Origin of the sequence: Hymenobacter terricola, from assembly GCF_017921975.2 — a bacterium.
Lineage (GTDB): Bacteria > Bacteroidota > Bacteroidia > Cytophagales > Hymenobacteraceae > Hymenobacter > Hymenobacter terricola.
Window position 1 is genome coordinate 67,026 of record NZ_JAGEMO020000023.1, and the last position, 12,288, is coordinate 79,313.

Genomic DNA, 12,288 nt, shown 5'->3' on the forward strand with positions numbered 1-12,288 from the left:
AGTCAGGCAGCAGGAGCCAGCCAGAGGTGCGTGGCCCATCTATTTCAATACATTCTGTTTCCAGCCGTAGCTTCAAAGGCATAATTGTTTGCAATTTGCCAAGGCTGCAAATTGGCTCGACAGACCGTTGCTCCAGTTGAACCTGGATATTTTTAGCCCGAAATCGCTCCTTCCCACTAGTAGTTTTTCCTTTTAGCCTACCTTTTGTTTTTTTCCACTTTCACTCACCAACCACTCAATCAAATGAAAAAACTCTTATGTATGGTCATGCTTCTAATGACCGGCCTGTTGCAGCAGGTCTATGCCCAAGACCGCTCGCTCTCGGGGCGAGTAACTGACCGGTCCACCGGTCAGGGCCTGCCAGGGGCAACGGTTCTGGTAAAGGGCACGACGGTAGGGGCGTCAACTAACGCCGATGGCAGCTTTTCGTTGAGCGTTCCCGCCACGGCTACGGTCTTGTCTTTCAGCTCCATTGGTTTTACTTCGGTAGACCAGCCCATTGGCGCTGATGCTACTTACAACGTTGCGCTTGCTTCCGATGTGAAGCAGCTGGGCGAGGTAGTGGTAACCGGCGCGCTGGGCATCCAGCGCCAGCAGCAGTCAGTTGGCTATGCCACGGCTTCGCTCAACACCAAGGAGCTCACGCAGGCTCGCGTTACCAACGTAGCCAACGGCTTGGCCGGCAAAGTATCAGGTCTCCAAATTCAGACCCTGAACAGTGGCGTTAACTCTTCGCCGCGTGTGACGCTGCGCGGCAGCCGCTCGCTAACCGGTAACAACGAAGCCCTCATCGTAATTGATGGTGTTATCTCGACCAACGATGTTCTGGGTGCTCTTAACCCGGATGACGTTGCTTCTATCGATGTGCTGAAAGGTGCCAACGCTGCGGCCTTGTACGGTTCGCAGGCCTCCAACGGCGCCTTGATTATCACCACCAAGAAAGGCAGCAACAACTCGTCGCAAGTTACTTTCTCGCACACCTCGCAGGCCGAATCGATTTCGTTCCTACCCAAATTCCAGTCGGAATTCGGCCCAGGTTCGCCCGACTGGTACAACAACTCGGACAACGCCAAAGCGGGCGTCTTTTTCAAGCCGGATAATACGGTTGACTCGGGCTACGGTTATCAGTACCAGGGCTTTGAAAACCAGCAGTACGGTCCTCGTTTCGACGGCACAATCCGTCCTTTTGGCCAGCCTTTGGCCGATGGCAGCGTGCAGCAGCTGTCGTACGAAGCCCGTCCGGATGAAAAGCGGAAGTTTTTCAACACGGGTTACCAGATGCAGAATGGCGTGACATTCTCGGGTGGAAACGATAAGACGAAGTTCTTCACTTCCTATCAGAACGTGCACAACAATGGCATCGTCCCGAAAGATGTATTCGACCGCAACTCTTTCCGCATCAATGCTTCGCACGAGATTGGCCGCCTGACGGTTGGTTTCAACCTCTCGTACTCGCAGCAGAAGGCCAACGTTACCTCGAACCTCGACCGTAACACCTCCGTGTATTGGAACGTTTTCAACACTTCGGTACTGGCTCCTTTGACTTCATACAAAGACTATCAGAACGATAAGTACTCTGACCCGAGCTTTGGCTACTACAACGCTTATTACTTCAACCCGTATTTCATCATCGACGCCAACCGCACGATTGACCGCCGGAATACGATTCAGGGCAACATCGACTTGGCCTACAAGCTGACCGATTGGTTGCAGGCGCACTACCGCTTGGGCACCACTACCACCAGCCAGGCGAACGAGAACACGCAGAACAAGTTCTCGCTGGCCCCCGGCTCGCCCAAGCAGATTACCAGCTACACTGGTTTCGTGCAGGACCTGAGCAGCAGCCTGACCCGCATTAACTCGGACTTATTCGTCAGCATGGATAAAACCTTCGGGGACATTAGCGTACAAGCTATCCTGGGTAATAACGTGCAGCAGCTGGACAGCCGTTACGACTTCGTGGCTTCAACCGCTTTGGCAGTACCCGTTACGGGGACGGCCGGGGTATTCAACCTGCAAAACCGTATTGGTAACCTGGACGGTCGTGCCGCCCGCGCCCAAACCCGCTTGTATGCTTTCTACGCCGACCTGACTTTGGGCTATAAGGACTTCTTCTACCTGCACGGCTCGGGCCGCAATGACAACATCTCCATCCTGGAGTCCGGCAACCGCAGCTATTTCTATCCTGCCGTAGATGCATCGTTCGTCTTTACCAATGCCATCCCGGCGTTGAAAGATGTTTCTTTCCTGGATTATGGTAAGATTCGCGGCGGTATCTCGAAAGTGAGCCAAGTGAACTTGTCGGGTGCCACGGTCAATGGTGTGTACAATACGGGCGGTGCTTACCAACTTGCTTCTACTTATCCCTTGGCTTTGGGTTTCCCATTTCCCTTGCGTTCTTCGTTCACAACGGGCGGTCAGTTGGTTCAGCCCGCGCTCAAGCCTGAGGATACGCGCTCGATTGAAGCCGGTATCGAACTTAGCTTCCTCAAGCGCCGCGTTTCGGCCGCTGCTACTTACTATAGCCAGAAGAGCACCAGCCAAACGGTTAATACGTCCGTTTCGGGTGCTTCCGGTTACCAGACTTATCTGCTTAATGCCGGTGAAGTGCAGAACCAAGGCATTGAGCTTGACTTGAATCTCACGCCGATTCGTCTCGATAACGGCTTGAGCGTTACCATCGGTGGTAACTTCAACTACAACAATAACAAAGTGGTTTCGCTGCCGGGTGGCCTGCCGCAGCTGGTATTGGCAGGCAGCGGTGCTTCAGGCCAGACTACCAACGCAGACCTGTACGCCATCGCCGGCCAGCCTTTCCCTTCCCTGGTAGGCACTTACTACCAGCGCACGGCCGATGGCCAGGTTAAAATGGGCAAGGTTAGTGACCCGAACAACTCCGCCTTGGTTCGTTACGTTCCCCTGATTGCTACGGATACCAAGAACTTTGGCAACACCCAGCCTAAGTACAAGTACGGCTTCAATGCCAACATCACGTACAAGGGCCTGACTCTGGCTGGCCAGGGCGAACTCCGCACGGGCTACGTTGTGTACAACACCATTGGTGAAAACCTCGACTTCACCGGCGGTGGAACTCGCAGCACGCAATACGGCCGTCAGGATTTCGTGTACCCCAACTCGGCAATCTCCAACGATGGTGGCGTGACTTACGTGGCCAACCCTGGTGTATTGACGCCTGGTGGCTCGGAGTTTTGGGCTAACACCCCAACCTGGAACACGGGCGTAGCTGAGAACTACGTTACTTCGGGTATGTTCTTTAAGATTCGGGAAGTGTCGCTGAGCTACGCGCTGCCGACTGCCTTGGTATCGAAAATTGGTCTGGTAAAAGGTGCTTCGTTGAATCTTTTCGGTCGGAATATTTTTACCTGGGTGCCCAAAGAGAACATTTACACCGACCCGGAATTTAGCGGCACGGCTATTGGCAGCAATGCAATTGGTATCAACACCGTTTTGCAAACTCCCCCTACCAAGTTTTACGGGGCTACTCTCAACGTAACTCTTTAATCTGACCTATCCATGAAACCAATTTTAAAACTACTGTTTGCCGCAGCGCTTACGACTGCGGCAACCGGATGCAAAGATTTTCTCGACAACAATGCCAATCCCAACGTTGCTACTTCAGTAACTCCTGATGCCCTGTTGGCTAATGCATTGGTGACTACTGCGGCTAACTATACGGGCGGTGTAGCAGCGGGCAGCAACTACAATAGCTACTCCAGCTTCGCAGCGGGGTTCTGGGGCAAGTCGGGTACAGTAAGCGGCTTCTCGCAGGAGCGCACGTACGTCTATTCTACTACGTACTACCAGGCGCTGTGGAACAACACGTATGACAACCTGGAAGACTACCAGCAGATTCAGACGCAGGGTGCTACTACGTACCCCAACCATGCGGCCATTGCCCGCATTATGAAAGTGTATAACTTTCTGTTGCTGGTAGACGAGTATGGTGACATTCCCTACACGAACGCCCTGAAGGGTCTTGGTAACACAACCCCTTCTTACGACAAGGCAGCCGACATCTATAAGGATTTGATAGTCCAGTTGAAGGGTGCTATAGCGGACATCAATGCCGTACCAGCTGGTGCTGTGGTGGTGGGTAATGAAGATGTTGTCTTCAATGGTGGTGCCGCTGGCATGACGCGGTGGAAGCGTTTTGCAAACAGTCTGCGTCTACGCATACTGTTGCGAGAGTCGTCGACTGGTGATGCAACCATGAATGCCTATATAGCAACAGAAATGGCTGCTCTTCAGGCTGCTCCAGACGGTTTTATCACGTCAGATGTGGTAGTACAGCCTTCGTATACGGCTAATACGAACCAGCAGAACCCCTTCTACGACCGTTACGGCTTTGCTGCTGGTGCAACGCGGGCTCAGTCGGAGTATAGTTACATCCTGCCGACGAACTACATCATCCGTCAGTATACGAGCAACAGTGACCTCCGTATTACCCAACTCTACCGTCAAGGTGGCGCTGGCAACGCCAATGGCCAAAGACAAATAAATGATACTACTGCCGTTGCTGGCATCGTAGGCACGGACCTGGGCGAAGCAGTGCCCCCGCAGTTCGACCCCGGTGATGGTGTTAGTACCGTTGGTTCGCGCTTGCTGCAGGGCGGTACCTTTTTGCGCGGCGCAACGGCGCCCACGGTGCTGATGCTGCTGTCGGAACAGTTGTTCAACAAATCAGAAGCAGAGGTTCGCAACCTGGGCATTGTGGGCGACGACAAGCAGGATTTCCTGGACGGTATCAAAGCCTCTTTTGTTACCACCTTCCGCGACGCTGTCACGGTTCCAGCCACGCTGGCTTCTTCCACCTCGGCCAACGTTCCAGGCATTGTGCAGTATGCTGCCTACATCAGCGCCAACACAGGCAATGGCTTGGTGGATTACGACGCGACTACCACTGCTGTCGCGCAAGGGAATGACCCCAATCCGCAGCCTCTTACGCCCCTTCCGGCTGTTCCGCTTGCTACTCCTCGCACGGTAAGCAAGACGGACAAAATTCTTTATCAGAAGTATTTGGCCGAGAACACAATTGCCAGCACTGAAGCATGGGATGATTTCCGTCGTACGGGCCAGCCCAAATTCAAGCCTGCAATAACTTCGAATCCGATTCCTAAGCGCCTGTTTTATCCACAGACAGAGGTTAGCACGAACGCAGCCAACATTCCGGCTGGCGTTACTTCGGCTACGAAAATATTCTGGGTTAACTAGTCTTACACCCACTGAATACCAAAAAGGGCTGCCCAATCGGGCAGCCCTTTTTATTTGTCTTGTTGTCTTGGATTGCTTGTCTGGGCGGATAGTGGCCCTAACTCTGCATCAAAAAGCCCTTGATAAACTCGTCCAGGTCCCCGTCCAGCACGTTCTGCACATCGGTGCGCTCGATGCCGGTGCGGAGGTCTTTGATGAGCTTGTAGGGATGCAGCACGTAGTTGCGAATCTGGGAGCCGAAGTCGATACGCTTCTTGGTGGCTTCCACTTTGTCGCGCTCGGCGTGGCGCTTGTCCATCTCAATCTGGTAGAGGCGCGATTTGAGCATGCGCAGGGCGTGCTCCTTGTTCATGAGCTGGCTGCGCTCAATCTGGACGGCGATGATGATACCGGACGGCGCGTGGGTGAGCCGCACGGCAGTTTCCACCTTGTTCACGTTCTGGCCGCCCGCGCCACCGGCCCGGAACGTGTCCCAGGAAATGTCGGCGGGGTTGATGTCGATAACGATGGTATCGTCAATCACCGGGTAGGCAAACACGGACGCGAACGAGGTGTGCCGCCGGCCGCTACTGTCGAACGGCGACATGCGCACGAGGCGGTGCACGCCGATTTCGCTCTTGAGGTAGCCATAGGCAAAATCCCCGTCGATTTCCAGCGAGGCCGACTTGATGCCCGCCCCTTCACCGGGCTGGTAGCTGATTTGCTTCACCCCAAAGCCGTGGCTTTCGGCCCACATGATGTACATGCGCATGAGCATTTCGGCCCAGTCCTGGCTTTCAGTACCCCCGGCGCCGGGGTTGATGTCGATGATGGCCGAGAGCTGGTCCTCCTCGTCGGAAAGCATGCGTTTGAACTCCAACTGCTCCACTTTCTTGAGCGTGGCGTCGTAATCGGCCTGCATTTCGGCTTCGGGCACGTCGCCTTCGCGGTGGAAGTCGAACAGCACTTCGGTGTCGGCCAGGGCCTGTTGCACGGCTTCGTAGTCGTCGGTCCAGGTTTTGATGGCTTTGATTTCGCGCAGGGTTGCCTCGGCAGTCCTGGAATCGTCCCAAAAGCCGGGGGCCGTGGTTTGGGCTTCGGCGGTGGCTATTTGTTCTTTGCGGGTATCGTAGTCAAAGATACCTCCTCAGGGCCTCGGCGCGGCCCTTCAAGTCCTTAATCTGGTCTTGGGTCATGGTGGGGGAATGGGTGAAGGGGCGGCTCGAATGCCGCTGGTGGGCAACAAGCCCGCGCCCGTTGGGCGTAGCAAAGCGCGAAAGTACCGCATTTTGGCGTGAGGCGCTGCCAAACCTTCGGGTTATGCCTTTCTTTGGCGATTGAATTCCGGCCAAAACCGGGCGCTGTCCGTACATTGCTGGGGGTGGAATGAGGTTCGAAGCTCTACGCAGCAGTTGCTTGAAAATCAATTTTTTATTTATGACGGTTGAAGAGCTAAAGCAGGATTTTGAGTCTGCTCGCATCAAGCACGTGCATTTCAAGAGCAAGCTGCGTTCATTTCTTTTTGGCAATGGCGGTGCCGAAGGTCCTTTGCGCGACCCCGAGCAGTGCGGACTAGGAATTTGGATTGCCGCCCGCCTGCGCGGCCGCGGGGCCTACGCGCACCTGCCCGAAGCCCGATTGTTTGACCGGCAGCATGTGCTGATTCACCAGGAAGCCAATCGGCTGATGGACCTGCATCTGGCCGGCCGAACGGAGGCGGTGAGTGCCGGCTACGCGCCTTTGCAAGCCATTGCCGATGAAATGGTGGCCCTGCTGCAAACTATGGAGGCCCGGCTGCGTACGCAGGCCTGAATAATTCCTTGCTGTGCAATTAACTGCATGAAAATCACGCTCACTACAAAGTTATTTGCCGGGTTTGTGTTGCTGCTCGCCTTGTTTGCGGCAGTGGTGCTGTTTTACTACCAGCTGGCGGGGCAGGTGTTGCGCAACGCGCAAAAGGTCGAGGCGTCGCAAATGGTGTCGAATAACGCCGCCAACCTGCTACGCAACATCATCGATATGGAAACCGGCTTTCGGGGTTACCTGCTTATTGGCAACGAGCAAACCTTGGGTCCCTACTATGACGGTGAGCGGCAGCTCATTGGCCGGTTTGCCGAGTTACGGTCATTGGTCACGGACACTCCGCCCCAAGTGCAGTTGGTGGAACAAACCCAGCGGCTGTTTCAGCAATGGACGAGGTATACCCACTTGCTGGTGGCCGAAAAGCGGGAAGCCCGCCGCCGCGACCCGCGGCAAAGTGGCCTCGACGGCATGGCCCACCGCCGCCTGACCGAGGGCCTGACCGGCAAGCAGGTGATGGACAACATCCGGGAGCGACTGGCGGCTTTCGAGAGCAGCGAGGCGAGCGCCCGCGCCCAGCTGCGCCACGAACTGGACACGAGTATCCTGCGCGCGGAGTGGTTATCGGCCGGGCTGGCAGTGGCAGCGCTGGTTCTGGGGCTGCTGTGGGCGGTGTACATCGTGCGAATCTTCGCCCGGCGGCTGCACAGCATGGTGGACCTGGCCCGCCAAATGGCGGAGGGCGATTACTCCAGCCAAATAGTAGACACCGAGCAGGACGAGGTGAGCGAGCTGACTGCCGCCCTGAACGTGATGGCGCGCACCGTAGGAGCCAATATTAGCCAGCTTGAAAGCCGCAACCAAGAGCTTGACCAGTTTGCTTATGTGGTATCGCACGACTTGAAGGCCCCGCTGCGCGGCATCGAGAGTGCCTCGCGCTGGATTGAGGAAGACATGGGCAAGGACCAGCTGCCGGCCCACATTCGCGAGTTTTTGGGGCTGATGCGCCAGCGGGTGCACCGCATGGAAAAGCTCATCACGGGCATTTTGGACCTGGCGCGCATTGGCCGCGTAGCACAGGCCAATGAAACAGTGTTTGTGCGGACGCTGGTACGCGAAGTAGTGGATACCCTGAACCCACCGGTGGGATTTAAAGTCGAGCTGCCTTTTTTTCTGCCTACGCTCACCACCAACGCCGTGCAGCTGCAGCAGGTGTTTACCAACCTTATCAGCAATGCGCTGAAGTACCATGACCACCCCGAAACGGGCACCGTGCAAATCGGCTGCGACGACGCGGGTGAGTTTTATTTGTTCTCGGTAGCTGACGACGGACCCGGCATCGACCCGGAGTATCACGACCGAATTTTTATTATTTTCCAGACCCTGACCGAGCGCGATACCCTGGAAAGCACCGGGGTGGGGCTGGCCATTGTTAAAAAAATTGTGGAGCGGCAGGGGGGACGCATTGGGGTTAAGTCGGCGGAAGGCCAGGGTGCTAAGTTTATTTTTACCTGGCCCAAGCATCCGGCCAAAGACAACAATCTGGCTTCGGCCATAGCCCTGGCGGCCCCTTCTGTCGTATCATCACCAATCTGATAGCTGCTTTTTGCTGCTGTTGCGGGTATATTCCCGCTGTTGACCATTGCTTTTGCCTATGTCCGCCGACCACCCCACGCCAAGTATTTTGCTCGTGGAAGACGACCAGATGGACGTCATGAATGTGCAGCGCGAGTTGCGCCGCCAAAATATCGATGTCCCGCTCGTGCACGCCCGCAACGGCCGCGATGCCCTTAAAATGCTGCGCGGCGAGGGCGGTGAGCCCAAAATTGCCACCCCCAGCTTGGTAATGCTCGACATTAACATGCCCCGCATGAATGGCTTGGAACTGCTGGAGGTTCTCCGTGCTGACCCCGAATTCGCGAGCCTGAACGTCTTTATCATGACTACTTCGGACCTGGAATCGGACCGATTGAAAGCCAAGGACCTTGCAGTGAGCGGTTACATTATCAAGCCGCTAAGCTTTGACAGCTTCGGCGAGGGTGGTACGAGCGTCGATGGGTTTAGCTTGTTTCTGGACCTGCTCAAGCTGAAGAGCTGAGCATCAACAGGCCATTTTCATAGCCTTATAGTAACCGGAACCCCATGCGGTGGTGCGGACTAGGACCGTGCGCCCGGATGGCGGCCCGGTGGCTCTGAGTAGGGTAGCCGGCATTCTGGCTCCAACCGTAGGCGGGAAACTCGGCCGCTAGTTGTTCCATGTGCTCGTCGCGGAAGGTTTTGGCCAGAATGGAGGCGGCCGCGATGTTGCGGTACAGCCCGTCGCCGCCAATAACGCAGGTGTGCTCATAACCCGGCAACGGCCGGAACCGATTGCCATCGACTAATAGGTGCGCGGGCGTGACGGCCAGCGCGGCAACTGCCCGGTGCATGGCCAGGTAGCTGGCTTGTGCAATATTGAGGCTGCCGATTTCCGCTACCGAGGCCTGGCCAACGGCCCAGGCAATAGCTTCGGCGCATATTTCGGGCCGCAACGCCTCGCGCCGTTTGGCACTGAGCTGCTTGGAATCGTTCAGAAAACGAGGATTGAAACCGGGCGGCAGAATAACGGCGGCTGCAAATACGGGCCCCGCCAGACAGCCACGGCCCGCTTCGTCGAGGCCGGCTTCGAGGGCTTGACCGGTATAATTGGCAGTTAACAATTTGAAAGGAGCAGTTACCAGTGGGTGTGTCGTATCAAAATTACTAACGACTGACTGATAACTGCTCCTTGGAAATTAGTGGCGGCCGGCGGTGCTGCCTTCGTCGGTGGGGTCAGTTTCGCCGCGGCGCTGGCCCTGGCTATCGCGGGGGCCTTCGTCGATTTCGGCCTCTTCATCGGTGGTCACGTACTCGTTCGTGACGGGGCCCAGGCCTTGGTTGTGCTGAGCGAGGTCGGCCTCGGCTTGGGCGTGCTTGAGGTTAAACAGGGGGTCGTGTTCGTCGGGGGAGGGATTTTGCTTGGACTTGGAAGTAGCCATGAAACGGGGACTGGCCGGAATGTTAGCGGCCGGAGTAGAATGGTACGGCTCAGGGCCCGGCAGGGTTGAAAGCGCCACTGCGGCAGGCTCCTTCATTACCCAAAGGACCAAAACATAGGCGTAGCGGCCGGGCCAGGCACAAAAAAGGCCGCCGCACGAATGCGACGGCCTTAAAGTGGCGGGTCCGGCTTAGAGGTGTCTACCCCACCTTTTCAGCCAGAGCGCCGCCGCACGAGAGGTCCTTCCTTTCCACATTTCCAGCCCGTGCGGGGGTACTTATGACTCAAAGATACAGAAAGGATACAGGCAAACGCAATTGTTTTTGGTTAAAATAGTGAGATTAGTCGTCCAAAGCAGGCATTGGCACGGCGGACGGCGGAAAGTAGTCGCCGATTTGCAGCTAGCCGTAAGGGCGCCGGGCGTAATTTTGGGACTTCTTCTAAGCTTCCCCGCCTTTATTATGCCGATTTCTTCCGCGCCCATTGTCGACAAAACCCACAACCCCTGGCAAACCCTCAGTACGGAACTGAAATACCACAACCCGTGGATTTCGGTGCGCGAAGACCAGGTGCTGAACCCTGGCGGCGGCCAGGGCATTTACGGCGTGGTGAGCATGAAAAACAAGGCCCTGGGCATTATTCCCATCGACGCGGAGGGCAATACCTGGCTGGTGGGCCAGTACCGCTACCCGCTCAACGAGTACAGCTGGGAAATCCCGATGGGCGGCGGCCTGGTGGAGCTGGACATCCTGGAATCGGCCCAGCGGGAGCTGAAGGAAGAAACCGGCCTGTTGGCGGCGCGCTGGACGCGCATTGCCCGCCTGCACACCTCCAATTCCGTGACCGACGAGGAAGGCTTCGTCTTCTTAGCCGAAGACCTGACCCAGGGCGAACTGGAACCCGAAGAAACTGAAGACCTGCGCCTGTGGAAATTGCCCCTGGCCGAGGCCATCCGCATGGTGATGGACGACCGGATAACCGATGGCATCAGCGTGGCTGGGTTGCTGAAGGCGGAGAGAGTATTGGCGGGCAGAAAATCAGTATAGCCTTACTGCTGTGGCAAGCGGTTGCCGGCTGAGCAGGGCTTTTCGTTTCCTCATGCCCGTAATGCCCTAACTTTGCCAATATGCGCCACATGCTCCGTTACCTCGGCCAGCGCCTCTACACTACTTGGGCGGTGTTCTGGTTCATCGTCCCGTTTGTGCTTATCTACCCGTTTCAGTGGTTTTTCAGCCGGCGGCCGACCGGTGGGGGAGTGGTGCACGCGCTGAACCGGTTTTGGTCGACGTCATCCATTATAATGTGGGGCATGCCCGTGGAAGTGGTACGCGAGAGCAAAGGGCCCACCCCCCAGCCGTGCGTGTACGTGGCCAACCACGGCTCCTACGTCGACATCATGATGTTATTCAAATACATCCCGGGATTTCTGAACATGATGGGCAAGGTTTCGCTGGCCCGGGTGCCGGTGTGGGGCCCGCTGTTTGGGAACGTGTACATCACCGTGGACCGCAACAGCGCCGTGAGCCGGGGCCGGGCCGCGGTGGCTGCCCGGCGCGGCCTCGCGGCAGGCAAAAGCATTGCCATTTTCGCCGAAGGCCGCATTTCGCCCACGCCGGGCAAGGACTTGCTGCCGCTGCTGGACGGCGCTTTTCAACTGGCCATTGAGGCCGGCGTACCGGTGGTGCCGGTGGGCATGCCCCTGAACCACATGTTCATGCCCGACGTTGAAAAAAGCCTGCGGGTGCGCTTCCACCGCCTCAAAATCGTGTTTCACCAGCCTATTCCCACCACCGGGCTCACGCTGGCCGACGTGCCGGCCCTCAAAGAGCGGGTGGCCGCTTTGCTGGCCGGTGACTTTCTGCCGGAGGGTGCCATCAAGCCCGGTCCCAGCACCTGGCGCGCGCCCACAGCCGAGCAGGAGCAGCCGCAGCCCGTCAACTCCTAATTCATAACTTTTAACTCATAACTCCCCGTGAGCACTGACCTTAGCACCCTGCGCGGCCTAGCCCATCTGGCCCGCCTCGAATTTGACGAAACCCGCGAGCAGCAAATGCTGGGTGACCTGAACAATATCCTCGATTTCGTGGCCCAGCTCGAAGGGCTTGACACGACCGGCGTGGAGCCATTGGTGCACCTGTCGCAGGAAATCAACGTGCTGCGCGACGACGAAGCCCGCAACACCGTGAGCCATCAGGATGGCCTGCGCAACGCCCCGCGCAAGGATTCGGACTACTTCCGGGTGCCCAAAGTGCTGGATTAAT

Annotated in this window: 11 protein-coding genes; 8 read left to right on the forward strand and 3 right to left on the reverse strand. The window is 56.8% G+C overall.

Features of this window, described 5'->3' with window-relative positions:
- The first annotated feature begins 243 nt into the window (after positions 1-243).
- The gene (locus J4G38_RS16500) at positions 244-3,522 is read left to right on the forward strand and encodes a SusC/RagA family TonB-linked outer membrane protein (protein WP_210519591.1); all 3,279 of its coding nucleotides are present in this window, start codon (positions 244-246) and stop codon (positions 3,520-3,522) included.
- Positions 3,523-3,534: 12 nt separating this feature from the next.
- The gene (locus J4G38_RS16505) at positions 3,535-5,232 is read left to right on the forward strand and encodes a SusD/RagB family nutrient-binding outer membrane lipoprotein (protein WP_210519593.1); all 1,698 of its coding nucleotides are present in this window, start codon (positions 3,535-3,537) and stop codon (positions 5,230-5,232) included.
- Positions 5,233-5,329: 97 nt separating this feature from the next.
- Here J4G38_RS16505 and prfB read toward each other — a convergent pair.
- A protein-coding gene (gene prfB / locus J4G38_RS16510) for a peptide chain release factor 2 (RefSeq protein ID WP_210519595.1) occupies positions 5,330-6,407 on the reverse strand; the annotation gives its coding sequence in 2 pieces (ribosomal slippage) (positions 5,330-6,346 and positions 6,348-6,407; 1,077 coding nt in all).
- A 241-nt stretch (positions 6,408-6,648) separates the two neighbouring features.
- On the opposite strand from prfB, the gene J4G38_RS16515 reads away from it, so the two are divergent.
- From J4G38_RS16515 to J4G38_RS16525, 3 genes are read left to right on the forward strand one after another with little or no spacing between them, the layout of a single operon-like run.
- Entirely contained in the window at positions 6,649-7,023 is a 375-nt protein-coding gene (locus tag J4G38_RS16515) for a CZB domain-containing protein (RefSeq protein ID WP_210519597.1), read from the forward strand.
- A 27-nt stretch (positions 7,024-7,050) separates the two neighbouring features.
- Positions 7,051-8,607 (forward strand): sensor histidine kinase, encoded by a 1,557-nt coding sequence (locus tag J4G38_RS16520; RefSeq protein WP_226163486.1) that lies wholly within the window; start codon positions 7,051-7,053, stop codon positions 8,605-8,607.
- A gap of 58 nt (positions 8,608-8,665) precedes the next feature.
- Complete coding sequence (locus J4G38_RS16525; protein WP_210519598.1) at positions 8,666-9,109, forward strand: response regulator; 444 nt, start codon at positions 8,666-8,668, stop codon at positions 9,107-9,109.
- A 25-nt stretch (positions 9,110-9,134) separates the two neighbouring features.
- Here J4G38_RS16525 and J4G38_RS16530 read toward each other — a convergent pair whose 3' ends face one another.
- Together J4G38_RS16530 and J4G38_RS16535 are read right to left on the reverse strand one after the other, a co-directional pair.
- Positions 9,135-9,710 (reverse strand): ribonuclease HII, encoded by a 576-nt coding sequence (locus tag J4G38_RS16530; protein WP_210519600.1) that lies wholly within the window; start codon positions 9,708-9,710, stop codon positions 9,135-9,137.
- A 75-nt stretch (positions 9,711-9,785) separates the two neighbouring features.
- Positions 9,786-10,028: a hypothetical protein gene (locus J4G38_RS16535; protein WP_210519602.1), complete on the reverse strand. Its 243-nt coding sequence runs from the start codon at positions 10,026-10,028 to the stop codon at positions 9,786-9,788.
- A gap of 460 nt (positions 10,029-10,488) precedes the next feature.
- Between J4G38_RS16535 and J4G38_RS16540 the strand changes: the two genes are divergently transcribed.
- The 3 genes from J4G38_RS16540 (at position 10,489) to gatC (ending at position 12,287) form a co-directional block, all read left to right on the forward strand.
- Positions 10,489-11,073, forward strand: coding sequence for an NUDIX domain-containing protein (locus J4G38_RS16540; protein ID WP_210519604.1), 585 nt, complete (start codon positions 10,489-10,491; stop codon positions 11,071-11,073).
- An 89-nt stretch (positions 11,074-11,162) separates the two neighbouring features.
- Positions 11,163-11,972: a lysophospholipid acyltransferase family protein gene (locus tag J4G38_RS16545; RefSeq protein WP_210519606.1), complete on the forward strand. Its 810-nt coding sequence runs from the start codon at positions 11,163-11,165 to the stop codon at positions 11,970-11,972.
- A gap of 27 nt (positions 11,973-11,999) precedes the next feature.
- Positions 12,000-12,287 carry an Asp-tRNA(Asn)/Glu-tRNA(Gln) amidotransferase subunit GatC gene (gene gatC / locus J4G38_RS16550; RefSeq protein ID WP_210519608.1) on the forward strand — a complete coding sequence of 96 codons (288 nt, stop codon included), beginning with the start codon at positions 12,000-12,002 and terminating at the stop codon, positions 12,285-12,287.
- Position 12,288 lies beyond the last annotated feature (1 nt).